Genomic DNA, 15,769 nt, shown 5'->3' on the forward strand with positions numbered 1-15,769 from the left:
GGGTTTGTGGCATCGGACCATCGGCGGCCGAGCAAACCAGGATCGCGCCGTCCATCTGGGCAGCACCGGTGATCATGTTCTTCACGTAGTCAGCGTGACCTGGGCAGTCAACGTGAGCGTAGTGACGGATCTTCGAGTTGTACTCGACGTGCGCGGTGTTGATGGTGATACCGCGAGCTTTCTCTTCTGGAGCGCTGTCGATCTTGTCGAATTCAACGACTGCAGAACCGAAAACTTCGGAGCAAACGCGAGTCAGAGCAGCAGTCAGAGTGGTTTTACCATGGTCAACGTGACCGATGGTGCCAACGTTGACGTGCGGTAGGGAACGATCAAATTTTTCTTTAGCCACGACAATTAACTCCTTGCCTAAAGGGCTGAATCAGCCTTGTTTTTTAACGATAGCTTCGACGACGTTCGACGGAGCTTCGGAGTATTTGGAGAATTCCATAGAGTAGCTCGCGCGACCCTGGGACATGGAACGAACGTCGGTCGCATAACCGAACATCTCGCCCAGCGGAACTTCGGCGCGGATAACCTTGCCGGAGACCGTGTCTTCCATACCCTGGATCAGACCACGACGACGGTTCAGGTCACCCATCACGTCACCCATGTAGTCCTCAGGTGTTACAACTTCTACCTTCATGATCGGCTCAAGTACAACACCGCCGCCCTTGGACGCGAGTTGCTTGGTCGCCATGGAAGCAGCCACCTTGAACGCCATCTCGTTGGAGTCGACGTCGTGGTAAGAACCATCGAACACGGTAGCCTTCAGGCCGATCAGCGGATAGCCGGCAACAACGCCGTTCTTCATCTGCTCTTCGATACCCTTCTGGATCGCCGGGATATATTCCTTAGGAACCACACCACCCACGACTTCGTTCACGAATTGCAGACCTTCCTGACCTTCGTCAGCAGGAGCAAAACGGATCCAGCAATGGCCGAACTGGCCACGACCGCCGGACTGGCGAACGAACTTGCCTTCGATCTCACAGGACTTCGTGATCTTCTCACGATAGGAAACCTGTGGTTTACCGATGTTGGCTTCGACGTTGAACTCACGGCGCATCCGGTCAACCAGGATGTCCAGGTGCAATTCGCCCATGCCGGAGATGATCGTCTGACCAGTCTCTTCATCAGTCTTGACGCGGAAAGACGGGTCTTCCTGAGCAAGTTTGCCCAGAGCGATACCCATTTTTTCCTGGTCATCCTTGGTCTTCGGCTCAACGGCAACCGAGATAACCGGCTCCGGGAAGTCCATGCGAACCAGGATGATTGGCTTGTCAGGCGAGCAGAGGGTGTCACCCGTGGTGACGTCCTTCATGCCGATCAGGGCCGCGATGTCGCCAGCGCGTACTTCCTTGATCTCTTCGCGGGTGTTTGCGTGCATTTGCACCATACGACCCACGCGCTCTTTCTTGCCCTTGACCGAGTTGATCACGCCGTCGCCGGAGTTCAACACGCCCGAGTAAACACGGGCAAAGGTCAGGGTACCCACGAATGGGTCGGTAGCGATCTTGAACGCCAGAGCCGAGAACGGCTCGTTGTCGTCTGCATGACGCTCCATTTCGACAGTCTCGTCATCCGGGTCGGAACCCTTGATGGCAGGAATGTCCACTGGCGCGGGCAGGTAGTCGATAACGGCGTCGAGAACCAGGGGAACACCCTTGTTCTTGAAAGAGGAACCGCAAACAGCCAGAACGATTTCACCGGCGATGGTCCGCTGACGCAGAGCACCTTTGATTTCCTCGACGGTGAGCTCTTCGCCCTCGAGGTACTTGTTCATCAGCTCTTCGTTGGCTTCGGCCGCAGCCTCGACCATGTTGCTGCGCCACTCTTCAGCCAGCTCCTGCAGTTCGGCAGGGATAGGACCGCGGATAGCCGCCATGCCCTTGTCGCTGTCGTTCCAGCGGACAGCTTCCATGCTGATCAGATCGATCTGACCTTCGAAGTTGTCTTCGGAGCCGATAGCCAACTGGATAGGCACCGGAGTGTGACCCAGACGCTGCTTGATCTGACCGATCACGCGCAGGAAGTTTGCGCCGGCACGGTCCATCTTGTTGACGTAAACAAGACGTGGAACGCCGTATTTGTTGGCTTGACGCCATACGGTTTCCGACTGCGGCTCAACACCCGAAGTACCGCAGAACACAACGACAGCGCCGTCGAGTACGCGCAGGGAGCGCTCTACTTCGATGGTGAAGTCAACGTGGCCCGGGGTATCGATGATGTTGAAGCGGTGCTTGGGGAACTGCTTGTTCGAGCCTTCCCAGAATGCGGTAGTCGCAGCGGAGGTAATGGTAATACCCCGCTCCTGCTCCTGCACCATCCAGTCCATGGTCGCGGCGCCGTCATGCACCTCGCCCATCTTGTGGTTTACGCCCGTGTAAAACAGGACGCGCTCGGTAGTCGTGGTCTTACCCGCGTCCACGTGAGCAACGATACCAATGTTACGGTAGCGTTTAATATCGGTTGTACGAGCCATAAAGCCCTCGCAAAATGAGTGACGCTAAAATTAGAAGCGGTAGTGCGAGAAAGCCTTGTTGGCTTCAGCCATACGGTGCACGTCTTCACGCTTCTTAACTGCAGCACCTTTACCTTCGGCGGCGTCCAGCAGTTCGCCAGCCAAACGCAGAGCCATAGACTTCTCGCCGCGCTTACGGGCGAAGTCTACCAACCAGCGCATTGCCAGAGCATTACGACGGGACGGACGAACTTCAACCGGAACCTGGTAAGTAGCACCGCCTACACGGCGCGACTTCACTTCGACCAGCGGAGCGATGGCGTCGAGTGCTTTCTCGAAGAGTTCCAGGGGATCAGTACCGGCTTTACGCTCTTTAACCTTTTCCAGCGCGCCATAAACGATACGTTCGGCAACGGCTTTCTTGCCGCTTTCCATCACGTGGTTCATGAACTTGGCCAGGATTTGGCTTCCGTATTTTGGATCGTCAAGCACTTCGCGCTTGGCTGCTACGCGTCTTCTTGGCATGGATAAGCCCTCAAACGGTCTTCAGGTTAGCTCGGGACCACTACACCCTGAGGATGTACGCCCGACCTTACTCTTATCGACTCAGAAAAATAGAAATCAGTTTTTTGCTACCAAAAGCCACTACTACTTAGGCTTCTTGGTACCGTACTTCGAACGACCCTGGTTCCGGCCTTTAACGCCCGAAGTATCCAGAGAGCCGCGAACGGTGTGGTAACGAACACCTGGCAAGTCTTTTACACGACCGCCGCGGATCAGTACCACGCTGTGCTCTTGCAGGTTGTGACCTTCACCACCGATGTACGAGGAAACCTCGAAACCGTTGGTCAGGCGCACACGGCATACTTTACGCAGTGCCGAGTTAGGTTTTTTCGGCGTAGTGGTGTACACACGGGTGCACACGCCACGACGTTGCGGGCAGTTCTGCAGCGCAGGTACGTCGGATTTCTCGACGATACGCTTACGCGGCTGACGTACCAGCTGGTTGATAGTTGCCATCTACTAGCTCCACTGTTGTCTTGCGACGCTATTGTCTTGCAAGAAAAGCAAAATGGCAGGAACGAATCCCCGCCAAATTTAGGGGTACAAGAGTCTAAAGAGGATCTTGTCCCCAGTCAAGACAAGGCCCCGGCCTCCCCTCCCCGTCCATCGCAACAAAAAATGTCGCGATGATCGGGAAAAGGCTACCAGGGCCTCGCTTTCACTGCCGCAGAACTCAGTTACCGCTCGAGTTCAGGGCTTCGGTCAGTGCAGCTTCCACTTCACTGGCGCTTACGCGCAACGGTTTGTCCAGTTCACGGCGACGCTTGCGCTCGCTGTGGTAGGCCAGACCGGTACCGGCCGGGATCAGACGACCCACGACCACGTTTTCCTTCAGGCCGCGCAGGTAATCGCGCTTGCCGGTAACGGCCGCTTCGGTCAGTACGCGGGTGGTCTCTTGGAAAGAGGCCGCGGAGATGAACGATTCGGTCGACAACGACGCCTTGGTGATACCCAGCAACACGCGAGTGAACTTGGACACGAACTTGTCTTCGGTCGCCAGGCGCTCGTTTTCCACCAGTACGTGAGTCAGTTCCATCTGGTCGCCCTTGATGAAGCTGGAGTCGCCGGATTCGGCGATCTCAACTTTACGCAGCATCTGACGCAGGATGGTCTCGATGTGCTTGTCGTTGATCTTCACGCCTTGCAGACGGTAAACGTCCTGGATCTCGTTGACGATGTACTTGGCCAGCGCACTCACACCCAGCAGACGCAGGATGTCGTGTGGATCGCTCGGACCGTCGGAGATAACTTCGCCGCGGTTCACTTGTTCGCCTTCGAAGACGTTCAGGTGACGCCACTTCGGAATCAACTCTTCGTACGGATCGCTGCCGTCGTTCGGGGTAATGACCAGACGACGCTTGCCCTTGGTCTCTTTACCGAACGCGATGGTGCCGCTGACTTCAGCCAGAATCGAGGCTTCTTTCGGACGACGGGCTTCGAACAGGTCGGCAACACGCGGCAGACCACCGGTGATGTCACGGGTCTTCGAAGTTTCTTGCGGAATACGAGCGATAACGTCACCGATCGCGATCCGCGCACCGTCCGCAACACCGACCAGGGCGTTGGCTGGCAGGAAGTACTGAGCGATTACGTCAGTGCCTGGCAGCAACAGATCCTTGCCGTTGTCGTCGACCATCTTCACCGCAGGACGGATGTCCTTGCCGGCTGCCGGACGGTCTTTCGCATCGAGCACTTCAATGTTGGTCATACCGGTCAATTCGTCGGTCTGACGCTTGATCGTGATGCCTTCTTCCATGCCCACGTAGGTCACGGTACCTTTCATTTCGGTAACGATCGGGTGAGTGTGCGGATCCCACTTGGCCACGATGGCGCCAGCGTCGACCTTGTCACCCTCTTTAACCGAAATCACCGCACCGTACGGCAGCTTGTAGCGCTCGCGCTCACGACCGTAGTCGTCGGCGATTGCCAGCTCACCGGAACGGGACACCGCAACCAGGTGACCATCGACACGCTCAACGTGCTTCAGGTTGTGCAGACGGACAGTACCGCCATTCTTCACCTGAACGCTGTCGGCTGCCGAGGTCCGGCTTGCCGCACCACCGATGTGGAACGTACGCATGGTCAGCTGGGTACCCGGCTCACCGATGGACTGGGCAGCGATAACGCCGACCGCTTCACCGATGTTCACCTGGTGACCACGAGCCAGGTCGCGACCGTAGCACTTGGCGCAGATGCCGTAGCGGGTTTCACAGCTGATTGGCGAGCGCACGATCACTTCGTCGATGCTGTTCAGCTCGATGAATTCGACCCACTTCTCGTCGACCAGGGTGCCAGCAGGAACGATGACGTCCTCGGTACCCGGCTTGAATACGTCACGGGCGATGACTCGACCCAGGACGCGTTCACCCAGCGGCTCTACAACGTCGCCGCCTTCGATGTGCGGAGTCATCAGCAGGCCGTGCTCGGTACCACAGTCGATCTCGGTCACGACCAGGTCTTGTGCAACGTCCACCAGACGACGGGTCAGGTAACCGGAGTTCGCGGTTTTCAACGCGGTATCCGCCAGACCCTTACGAGCACCGTGAGTCGAGATGAAGTACTGGAGTACGCTCAGGCCTTCACGGAAGTTCGCGGTAATCGGTGTTTCGATGATGGAGCCGTCCGGCTTGGCCATCAGGCCACGCATACCGGCCAGCTGACGGATCTGCGCAGCAGAACCCCGTGCACCCGAGTCGGCCATCATGTACATCGAGTTGAAGGACTCCTGGTCGACTTCGACACCATGACGGTCGATGACCTTCTCTTTCGAGAGGTTGGCCATCATCGCCTTGGAGACTTCGTCGTTCGCCTTGGACCACAAGTCGATCACTTTGTTGTACTTCTCGCCCTGGGTTACCAGGCCGGAGGCGTACTGACTTTCGATCTCTTTCACTTCGTCGGTGGCAGCACCGATGATGCGGGCTTTTTCATCCGGGATAACGAAGTCGTTAACACCGATGGAAACGCCGGAAATGGTCGAATAGGCAAAACCGGTGTACATCAACTGGTCAGCGAAGATCACGGTCTCTTTCAGACCAACCACGCGGTAGCACTGGTTGATCAGCTTGGAGATCGCCTTCTTCTTCATCGGCAGGTTGACGACGTCGAACGACAGGCCTTTCGGAACCACCTGGAACAGCAGCGCACGGCCGACAGTGGTGTCGACGATACGGGTGTTCTGGACGCTGCCGCCATCACGGTCGTTCACGGTTTCAGTGATACGAACCTTGATCTTGGCGTGCAGCGCGGCTTCGCCGGCGCGGAATACGCGGTCGACTTCCTGCAGGTCCGCGAAGATACGACCTTCGCCCTTGGCGTTGATCGCTTCACGGGTCATGTAGTACAGACCCAATACAACGTCCTGCGACGGAACGATGATCGGCTCACCGTTGGCTGGCGACAGGATGTTGTTGGTCGACATCATCAACGCACGCGCTTCCAGCTGGGCTTCCAGTGTCAGCGGTACGTGCACGGCCATCTGGTCGCCGTCGAAGTCGGCGTTGTACGCAGCACAGACCAGAGGGTGCAGCTGGATAGCCTTGCCTTCGATCAGTACCGGTTCAAACGCCTGGATACCCAGACGGTGAAGGGTCGGTGCACGGTTGAGCAGTACGGGGTGTTCGCGAATCACTTCGGCGAGAACGTCCCAGACCTCTGGCAGCTCGCGCTCGACCATCTTCTTGGCGGCCTTGATGGTGGTCGCCAGACCACGCATTTCCAGCTTGCCGAAAATGAACGGCTTGAACAGCTCGAGGGCCATCTTCTTCGGCAGACCGCACTGGTGCAGACGCAGGGTCGGGCCTACGGTAATTACCGAACGACCGGAGTAGTCAACACGCTTGCCGAGCAGGTTCTGACGGAAACGACCCTGCTTACCCTTGATCATGTCAGCCAGGGATTTCAGAGGACGCTTGTTCGAACCGGTGATGGCACGACCGCGACGACCGTTGTCCAGCAGGGCGTCCACAGCTTCCTGCAGCATGCGCTTTTCGTTGCGCACGATGATGTCGGGAGCGGACAGGTCCAGCAGACGCTTCAAACGGTTGTTACGGTTGATCACCCGACGATACAGATCGTTGAGGTCGGAAGTCGCAAAGCGGCCGCCATCCAGTGGAACCAGTGGACGCAGGTCTGGCGGCAGAACCGGCAGAACGGTCAACACCATCCACTCAGGCAGGTTGCCGGAGCCCTGGAAGGCCTCCATCAACTTCAGGCGCTTGGACAGCTTCTTGATCTTGGTTTCCGAGTTGGTTTGCGGAATTTCTTCGCGCAGACGGCCAATCTCGTGTTCCAGGTCGATCGCGTGCAGCAGTTCGCGGACAGCTTCGGCACCCATGCGGGCGTCGAAGTCGTCACCGAACTCTTCGAGGGCTTCGAAGTACTGCTCGTCGTTCAGCAGCTGGCCTTTTTCAAGGGTGGTCATGCCCGGGTCGATAACGACATAGCTCTCGAAGTAGAGAACGCGTTCGATATCACGCAGGGTCATGTCCATCAGCAGGCCGATACGGCTCGGCAGGGACTTCAGGAACCAGATGTGGGCAACCGGCGAAGCCAGCTCGATGTGCGCCATGCGCTCACGACGAACCTTGGCCAGCGCGACTTCAACGCCGCACTTCTCGCAGATCACACCACGGTGCTTCAAGCGCTTGTACTTACCGCACAGGCACTCGTAATCCTTTACCGGGCCAAAGATCTTGGCGCAGAACAGGCCGTCACGTTCTGGTTTGAACGTACGGTAGTTGATGGTTTCCGGCTTTTTAACTTCACCGAACGACCACGAACGGATCATCTCAGGCGATGCCAATCCGATACGGATGGCGTCGAACTCTTCGACTTGACCCTGGTTTTTCAGCAAATTCAGTAGGTCTTTCAAGGCCTTTCCTCCTGGCGGAGCAGAGAGCGGGCAGTGCTGCCCCGCTCTCGATTCGCGTCACGTGTTATTCGGTTTCCAGATCGATATCGATGCCGAGGGAACGAATTTCCTTGATCAACACGTTGAAGGACTCGGGCATGCCCGGCTCCATACGGTGATCGCCGTCCACGATGTTTTTGTACATCTTGGTCCGACCGTTCACATCGTCCGACTTCACTGTGAGCATTTCTTGCAGAGTGTATGCGGCACCGTATGCTTCCAGTGCCCAGACCTCCATCTCCCCGAAACGCTGACCACCGAACTGCGCCTTACCACCCAGCGGCTGCTGGGTAACCAGGCTGTACGAACCGGTAGAACGAGCGTGCATCTTGTCGTCTACCAAGTGGTTCAGCTTCAGCATGTACATGTAGCCAACGGTAACCGGACGCTCGAACTTGTTGCCGGTACGACCATCGAACAGTTGCATCTGGCCGCTTTCCGGCAGGTCTGCCAGTTTCAGCATGGCCTTGATTTCAACTTCCTTGGCACCGTCGAATACCGGAGTAGCCATTGGCACGCCTGCTCGCAGGTTCTTCGCCAGATCCAGGATTTCCTGGTCGGAGAAGGTGTCCAGCTCTTCGTTGCGACCGCCGATCTCGTTGTAGATCTCGTGCAGGAACTTGCGCAGGTCAGCAACCTTGCGCTGCTCCTCGATCATACGGTTGATCTTCTCGCCCAGACCTTTGGCCGCGAGGCCCAGGTGGGTTTCAAGGATCTGACCGACGTTCATACGCGATGGTACGCCCAGCGGGTTGAGAACGACGTCGACCGGGGTGCCATTGGCATCGTGCGGCATGTCTTCAACCGGCATGATCACGGAGACCACACCCTTGTTACCGTGACGACCGGCCATCTTGTCGCCCGGCTGGATGCGACGACGGATTGCCAGGTAGACCTTGACGATCTTCAGTACGCCCGGAGCCAGGTCATCGCCTTGCTGCAGCTTGCGCTTCTTGTCTTCGAACTTGTCGTCCAGCAGACGGCGGCGATCGACGATGTAGGCCTGGGCCTTCTCGAGCTGCTCGTTCAGGGCGTCTTCAGCCATGCGCAGCTTGAACCACTGGCCGTGCTCAAGACCGTCGAGGATCTCGTTGGTGATCTCCTGGCCTTTCTTCAGACCGGCGCCGCCTTCGGCGGTGTGACCGACCAGGGCGGAACGCAGACGTTCGAAAGTCGCGCCTTCAACGATACGGAACTCTTCGTTGAGGTCCTTGCGGATCTCGTCGAGCTGGCTCTTCTCGATGGACAGGGCACGGCTGTCGCGCTCAACGCCATCGCGGGTGAAGACCTGTACGTCGATGACAGTACCCTTGGTACCGGTCGGCACGCGCAGGGAGGTGTCTTTGACGTCGCTGGCCTTCTCACCGAAGATCGCACGCAGCAGTTTTTCTTCCGGAGTCAGCTGGGTCTCGCCTTTCGGAGTGACCTTGCCGACCAGGATGTCGCCAGGGCCGACTTCGGCGCCGACGTAGACGATACCGGCTTCGTCCAGCTTGTTCAGTGCGGCTTCACCCACGTTCGGGATGTCCGCAGTGATTTCCTCTGGGCCAAGCTTGGTGTCACGGGCCACACAGGTCAGTTCCTGGATGTGGATCGTGGTGAAGCGGTCTTCCTGAACAACGCGTTCCGACAGGCAGATGGAGTCTTCGAAGTTGAAGCCGTTCCACGCCATGAAGGCGATGCGCATGTTCTGACCCAGTGCCAGTTCACCCATGTCGGTGGACGGGCCGTCGGCCATGATGTCGCTGCGCTGAACGCGATCACCCTTGCTCACCAGCGGACGCTGGTTGATGCAGGTGTTCTGGTTCGAGCGGGTGTATTTGGTCAGGTTGTAGATGTCGACACCGGCTTCGCCCGGTTCAACTTCGTCATCGGCAACACGGACCACGATACGGCTGGCATCGACGGAGTCGATCACGCCGCCACGACGAGCCACGACGCAAACGCCGGAGTCACGGGCAACGTTGCGCTCCATGCCGGTACCTACCAGCGGCTTGTCGGCACGCAGGGTCGGTACAGCCTGACGCTGCATGTTCGAACCCATCAACGCACGGTTGGCGTCGTCGTGCTCGAGGAACGGAATCAGCGACGCGGCGACCGAAACTACCTGCTTCGGCGAAACGTCCATCAGGGTGACGTCTTCCGGCGCCTTGACGGTGAATTCGTTCAGGTGACGAACAGCTACCAGCTCGTCGATCAGGACTTTCTTGTCGTTCATCGTGGCCGAAGCCTGGGCGATCACGTGATCGGCTTCTTCGATGGCGGACAGGAACACGATCTCGTCGGTGACCAGGGCGTCTTTCACCACGCGGTACGGGCTCTCGAGGAAGCCGTACTGGTTGGTGCGCGCATAAGCGGCCAGGGAGTTGATCAGACCGATGTTCGGACCTTCCGGCGTTTCGATCGGGCAGACACGACCGTAGTGCGTCGGGTGTACGTCACGAACTTCGAAGCCTGCGCGCTCACGGGTCAGACCGCCCGGGCCGAGTGCGGAGACACGACGCTTGTGCGTGATCTCGGACAGCGGGTTGTTCTGGTCCATGAACTGCGACAGCTGGCTGGAACCGAAGAACTCCTTCACCGCGGCCGCGACCGGCTTGGCGTTGATCAGGTCTTGCGGCATCAGGCCTTCGCTTTCGGCCATCGACAGACGTTCCTTGACCGCACGCTCGACGCGCACCAGGCCAACACGGAACTGGTTCTCGGCCATTTCGCCTACGCAGCGAACACGGCGGTTACCCAGGTGGTCGATGTCGTCGACGATGCCCTTGCCGTTACGGATGTCGACCAGGGTCTTCAGTACCGCGACGATGTCTTCCTTGCACAACACGCCCGAACCTTCGATCTCGGTACGACCGATACGACGGTTGAACTTCATCCGGCCGACCGCAGACAGGTCATAACGCTCAGGGCTGAAGAACAGGTTGTTGAACAGGGTCTCGGCGGCATCCTTGGTCGGTGGCTCACCAGGACGCATCATGCGATAGATCTCGACCAGCGCTTCCAGTTGGTTGCTGGTGGAGTCGATCTTCAGCGTGTCGGAGATGAACGGACCGCAGTCGATGTCGTTGGTGTACAGCGTCTCGATGCGAACAACCTGGGCCTTGGCGATCTTCGCCAGGATCTCGGTGTTCAGCTCGGTGTTGCACTCTGCCAGGATTTCGCCGGTAGCCGGATGCACGATGACCTTGGCGGTAGTGCGACCCAGGACGTAGTCCAGTGGCACTTCCAGCTCTTTGATCCCGGCTTTTTCCAGCTGGTTGATGTGGCGAGCGGTGATACGACGACCCTGCTCGACAATAACCTTGCCTTTGTCGTCCTGGATATCGAGGACCGCGATCTCACCGCGCAGGCGCTGAGGCACCAGCTCCAGGCTCAGGGTCTCGCCCTTAACGTGGAATACGTTGGTGGTGTAGAACGCGTCGAGAACTTCTTCGGTGCCATAGCCCAGCGCGCGCAGCAGCACGGAAGCCGGCAGCTTGCGGCGACGGTCGATACGGACGAACACGCAGTCTTTCGGGTCGAACTCGAAGTCCAGCCACGAACCGCGGTACGGAATGATCCGCGCGGAGTACAGCAGTTTGCCGGAGCTGTGCGTCTTGCCGCGGTCGTGGTCGAAGAACACGCCCGGGGAACGGTGCAGCTGGGAAACGATTACACGCTCGGTACCGTTGATTACGAAGGTACCGTTCTCAGTCATCAGGGGGATTTCACCCATGTAGACTTCTTGCTCTTTGATGTCCTTGATCGCTTTGTTCGACGATTCTTTGTCGAAAATGATCAGGCGCACTTTCACCCGCAGCGGAACCGCATAGGTCACGCCGCGCAATACGCATTCCTTGACATCAAAGGCCGGTTCGCCCAAACGATAGCCAACGTACTCCAGAGCAGCGTTGCCGGAGTAGCTGATGATCGGGAAAACGGATTTGAAGGCCGCATGCAGACCGACGTCACGGAACTGGTCCTTGGTCGCGCCCGCCTGCAAGAATTCGCGATACGAATCCAGCTGGATAGCCAGGAGGTACGGTACGTCCATGACGTCCGGCAACTTGCTAAAGTCCTTGCGGATACGTTTTTTCTCAGTATATGAGTAAGCCATCAGCGTTCCCCAGCTTGGTCACCTGCTTGTTTGGCCTCTCCCGACGGGAGCAGCCAGAAAATCGTGCAAACCCCTTGGTTTGCGCCACCGCATCGGGTGGTTGAAGCACGTTAGAGGCGCCGACCGAGCCGGTCGCCAATAACGGAAAAAGGCCGGTGGCAAGAGCCACCAGCCATCAGCCTGTCGCTTAACGCTCGGGCTGGAGACGCACAGTCGAAAGTTACTTAACTTCGACGTCAGCGCCTGCTTCTTTCAGCGCGGCAGCAGCTTTGTCAGCGGCGCCTTTGTCAACACCTTCCAGGATGACCTGAGGAGCGGTGTCAACCTTTTCCTTGGCTTCTTTCAGACCCAGACCGGTCAGTTCACGTACAGCCTTGATGACGTTGACTTTCTTCTCGCCAGCGGCTTTCAGAACAACGTTGAACTCGGTTTGTTCTTCAACAACGGCAGCAGCAACAGCTGGGCCAGCCGAAGCGGCAGCAGCGGAAACGCCGAAGGTTTCTTCCATTGCCTTGATCAGCTCAACAACTTCCAGAACGGTTTTCTGGCCGATTGCTTCGATGATTTGTTCGTTAGTCAGAGACATGACTCAATTCCTGAATTGGGGGACAGCCTGTACGGCCATCGAAATAAACAAAAATACGCGAGAAAGGAAACGCTCAGCCTCAGGCTGCGGCAGCTTCTTTCTGCTCGCGGATTGCCGCCAGAGTACGAGCCAGTTTGCTGGTAGCGCCTTGAATCACGCTCATCAGCTGGGAAATGGCTTCGTCACGGGTTGGCAGGCTTGCCAGCACGTCGATCTGGTTCGCTGCGAGGAACTTGCCCTCGAACGCAGCTGCCTTGATCTCGAACTTGTCCTGACCCTTGGCGAACTCTTTGAAAATACGGGCAGCAGCGCCCGGATGATCCTTGGAGAACGCAATCAGGGTAGGGCCGGTGAACACGTCGTTGAGGACACTGTATTCAGTGTCAGCAACAGCGCGCTTGAGCAGGGTGTTACGTACAACACGTACGTATACGCCAGCTTCACGAGCCTCTTTACGGAGTCCGGTCATTGCGCCTACTGTTACGCCACGGGCATCAGCCACGACAGCGGACAGAGCGACTTTGGCAGCCTCGTTGACTTCAGCGACGATGGCCTTCTTGTCTTCGAGATTAATTGCCACGGGTTCAACTCCTGCTTGTTACCGTTTCATCTGGCCGAAGCCGGATGTCGTTTTGGTGTCTGATTCGGTAAGGAACCGGGAGCACCATCTGCGTAGGCTTGTGGTTTAAGGCTTGCGCCGCCTACGGTCTTGGATAGCCCCCGCCAGGCAGGGACCCCAATCTTTCAATGGGCGCAATCGCTTGCACCCACTTTTGTCTTACGCGTCCAGCGAGCTCTGGTCGATGACCAGACCTGGGCCCATGGTGGTGCTCAGGGTAACGCGCTTGACGTAGATACCTTTCGAGGAAGCTGGCTTGATACGCTTCAGGTCGGCGATCAGGGCTTCAACGTTTTCCTTCAGCTTGACGGCATCGAAGCCGACCTTGCCAACGGAAGTGTGGATAATGCCGTTCTTGTCGGTGCGATAACGAACCTGACCAGCCTTGGCGTTCTTGACCGCGCCGGCTACGTCTGGAGTTACGGTACCGACTTTAGGGTTAGGCATCAGGCCACGTGGACCGAGGATCTGACCCAGTTGACCTACAACACGCATTGCGTCCGGGGAAGCAATGACCACGTCATAGTTCAGGTCGCCGCCTTTCATTTCGGCAGCCAGGTCGTCCATGCCAACGCGATCGGCGCCGGCAGCCAGAGCAGCTTCGGCAGCTGGACCCTGGGTGAACACGGCAACACGAACGGTCTTGCCAGTGCCGTGTGGCAGCACGGTAGCGCTACGTACGACCTGGTCGGATTTACGTGGGTCAACGCCCAGGTTTACAGCAACGTCAACGGACTCGCTGAACTTGACAGTCGACAGCTCGGTCAGCAGAGCGGCGGCGTCTACAAAGTTGTAGGCCTTGCCTGCTTCGATTTTGCCGGCGATAGCCTTTTGGCGCTTGGTCAGCTTAGCCATTACACACCCTCCACGTTAAGGCCCATGCTACGAGCAGAACCGGCGATGGTACGCACGGCTGCATCCATATCAGCTGCAGTCAGATCCGCGTTTTTGGTCTTCGCGATTTCTTCCAGCTGAGCACGGGTCACGGTGCCAACCTTAACGGTGTTAGGACGAGCAGAACCGCTGGTCAGGCCAGCAGCTTTCTTCAGCAGAACCGAAGCCGGGGTCGACTTGGTTTCGAAAGTGAAGCTACGGTCGCTGTAGACAGTGATGATCACTGGAGTCGGCAGACCTGGCTCAAGACCCTGGGTACGGGCGTTGAAGGCCTTGCAGAATTCCATGATGTTCACGCCGTGCTGACCCAGAGCTGGACCGACGGGTGGGCTAGGGTTGGCCTGGGCGGCCTTCACTTGCAGCTTGATGTAAGCGGTAATCTTCTTGGCCATGAGGCACTCCAATTACGGGTTCGAACGCCTCGAAAGGCTCCCCGGTTACTTGCGCGTTTATCCCAGTGACGACAAAACCCCACAGCCTAGGGCTGTGGGGTTGGGATGCTTGCTCAGCTAGACCTTTTCGACCTGGCTGAACTCCAACTCTACCGGAGTAGAGCGACCGAAAATGAGCACCGCGACCTGGATCCGGCTCTTCTCGTAGTTAACTTCTTCGACCGTGCCGTTGAAATCCGCGAACGGACCGTCGGTAACACGTACCACTTCGCCCGGCTCGAACAACGTCTTCGGCTTCGGCTTGTCGCTACCATCAGCGACACGACGCAGAATGGCCTCAGCCTCTTTGTCGGTAATCGGTGCAGGCTTGTCGGCGGTACCGCCAATGAAGCCCATCACCCGAGGAGTATCCTTGACCAAGTGCCAAGTACCCTCGTTCATATCCATCTGTACCAGCACGTAACCAGGGAAGAACTTGCGTTCGCTTTTGCGTTTCTGGCCATTACGCATTTCCACTACTTCTTCAGTAGGGACCAGAATTTCGCCGAAGCCATCTTCCATGCCTGCCAGCTTTACCCGCTCGATCAACGAGCGCATGACATGCTTCTCGTAACCCGAGTAAGCATGCACAACGTACCAACGCTTAGCCACGGGACACCCTTAGCCAACAATCAAGGAAACAAGCCAGCCGAGCAGGGAATCGAGCCCCCACAACAGCAACGCCATAACCAGCACCACAGCCACGACAATCAACGTGGTCTGCGTGGTTTCTTGGCGAGTCGGCCATACGACTTTACGGATTTCGGTGCGAGCTTCCTTGGCCAGTACAAAGAACGACTTGCCTTTGGCGGTCTGCAGGCCTACAAAGGCAGCTACAGCAGCAATGACAAGCAGAGCGAGTACACGGTACAGGATCGGCGAACCAGCATAGTACTGGTTGCCAACAACACCAATCACCACCAGAGCGACTACAACGAGCCACTTGAGAAGATCGAAGCGAGAGCCTTGGGCTTCAGTGTTGGAGGTCATCTAAGAGGATCCTGTGAAAAGAAAGCCAGACACACCGAGTGAATCTGGCAGGTCAGGAGGGAATCGAACCCCCAACCTACGGTTTTGGAGACCGTCGCTCTGCCAATTGAGCTACTGACCTAAAACTTGAATCAGGCCGACCATTATGTCGGCCTGAGAGAGGTATTTCAACTACTTATTCGATTACTTTTGCTACGACGCCGGCGCCGACGG

Annotated in this window: 12 protein-coding genes and 1 tRNA gene; all 13 read right to left on the minus strand. The window is 57.5% G+C overall.

Annotated features, from left to right (window positions below; all coding sequences use genetic code 11):
- The coding region (locus tag HX881_RS32495) for a GTP-binding protein (RefSeq protein WP_177088665.1) at positions 1-349 on the minus strand (349 nt) is incomplete at its 3' end.
- Between the two features lie 30 nt (positions 350-379).
- Positions 380-2,482, minus strand: coding sequence for an elongation factor G (gene fusA / locus HX881_RS32500; protein WP_042934139.1), 2,103 nt, complete (start codon positions 2,480-2,482; stop codon positions 380-382).
- 30 nt (positions 2,483-2,512) lie between these two features.
- On the minus strand, positions 2,513-2,986 hold the full coding sequence (gene rpsG / locus HX881_RS32505; RefSeq protein WP_017123206.1) for a 30S ribosomal protein S7: 474 nt from the start codon (positions 2,984-2,986) through the stop codon (positions 2,513-2,515).
- Between the two features lie 123 nt (positions 2,987-3,109).
- Positions 3,110-3,481, minus strand: a complete 372-nt coding sequence (rpsL, locus tag HX881_RS32510) for a 30S ribosomal protein S12 (protein ID WP_002555494.1) — start codon at positions 3,479-3,481, stop codon at positions 3,110-3,112.
- A gap of 217 nt (positions 3,482-3,698) precedes the next feature.
- A complete protein-coding gene (gene rpoC / locus HX881_RS32515) occupies positions 3,699-7,898 on the minus strand; it encodes a DNA-directed RNA polymerase subunit beta' (RefSeq protein ID WP_017123207.1) in 4,200 nt (1,399 codons plus the stop codon).
- Between the two features lie 64 nt (positions 7,899-7,962).
- Positions 7,963-12,036, minus strand: a complete 4,074-nt coding sequence (gene rpoB, locus HX881_RS32520; protein ID WP_042934140.1) for a DNA-directed RNA polymerase subunit beta — start codon at positions 12,034-12,036, stop codon at positions 7,963-7,965.
- Between the two features lie 220 nt (positions 12,037-12,256).
- Complete coding sequence (gene rplL, locus HX881_RS32525; RefSeq protein ID WP_017123209.1) at positions 12,257-12,622, minus strand: 50S ribosomal protein L7/L12; 366 nt, start codon at positions 12,620-12,622, stop codon at positions 12,257-12,259.
- 79 nt (positions 12,623-12,701) lie between these two features.
- Positions 12,702-13,202, minus strand: a complete 501-nt coding sequence (gene rplJ / locus HX881_RS32530; protein ID WP_017123210.1) for a 50S ribosomal protein L10 — start codon at positions 13,200-13,202, stop codon at positions 12,702-12,704.
- A gap of 198 nt (positions 13,203-13,400) precedes the next feature.
- Entirely contained in the window at positions 13,401-14,096 is a 696-nt protein-coding gene (gene rplA / locus HX881_RS32535; RefSeq protein WP_017123211.1) for a 50S ribosomal protein L1, read from the minus strand.
- Positions 14,096-14,527 (minus strand): 50S ribosomal protein L11, encoded by a 432-nt coding sequence (gene rplK / locus HX881_RS32540; protein WP_003176435.1) that lies wholly within the window; start codon positions 14,525-14,527, stop codon positions 14,096-14,098. The genes rplA and rplK overlap by 1 nt, the downstream gene beginning before the upstream one ends.
- Positions 14,528-14,644: 117 nt before the next feature.
- Positions 14,645-15,178 (minus strand): transcription termination/antitermination protein NusG, encoded by a 534-nt coding sequence (gene nusG / locus HX881_RS32545; protein WP_010443972.1) that lies wholly within the window; start codon positions 15,176-15,178, stop codon positions 14,645-14,647.
- 9 nt (positions 15,179-15,187) lie between these two features.
- Entirely contained in the window at positions 15,188-15,556 is a 369-nt protein-coding gene (gene secE / locus HX881_RS32550) for a preprotein translocase subunit SecE (RefSeq protein WP_017123213.1), read from the minus strand.
- Between the two features lie 45 nt (positions 15,557-15,601).
- A tRNA-Trp gene (locus HX881_RS32555) sits at positions 15,602-15,677 on the minus strand.
- Positions 15,678-15,769 lie beyond the last annotated feature (92 nt).

It is taken from the genome of Pseudomonas gingeri, from assembly GCF_013386115.1.
GTDB classification, from domain to species: domain Bacteria; phylum Pseudomonadota; class Gammaproteobacteria; order Pseudomonadales; family Pseudomonadaceae; genus Aquipseudomonas; species Aquipseudomonas gingeri.

Coding starts and splice junctions, on each gene's coding strand:
- fusA (WP_042934139.1), bottom strand. CDS start 2,482: ATGGCTCGTACAACCGATATTAAACGCTACCGTAACATTGGTATCGTT.
- rpsG (WP_017123206.1), bottom strand. CDS start 2,986: ATGCCAAGAAGACGCGTAGCAGCCAAGCGCGAAGTGCTTGACGATCCA.
- rpsL (WP_002555494.1), bottom strand. CDS start 3,481: ATGGCAACTATCAACCAGCTGGTACGTCAGCCGCGTAAGCGTATCGTC.
- rpoB (WP_042934140.1), bottom strand. CDS start 12,036: ATGGCTTACTCATATACTGAGAAAAAACGTATCCGCAAGGACTTTAGC.
- rplL (WP_017123209.1), bottom strand. CDS start 12,622: ATGTCTCTGACTAACGAACAAATCATCGAAGCAATCGGCCAGAAAACC.
- rplA (WP_017123211.1), bottom strand. CDS start 14,096: ATGGCTAAGCTGACCAAGCGCCAAAAGGCTATCGCCGGCAAAATCGAA.
- rplK (WP_003176435.1), bottom strand. CDS start 14,527: ATGGCCAAGAAGATTACCGCTTACATCAAGCTGCAAGTGAAGGCCGCC.
- secE (WP_017123213.1), bottom strand. CDS start 15,556: ATGACCTCCAACACTGAAGCCCAAGGCTCTCGCTTCGATCTTCTCAAG.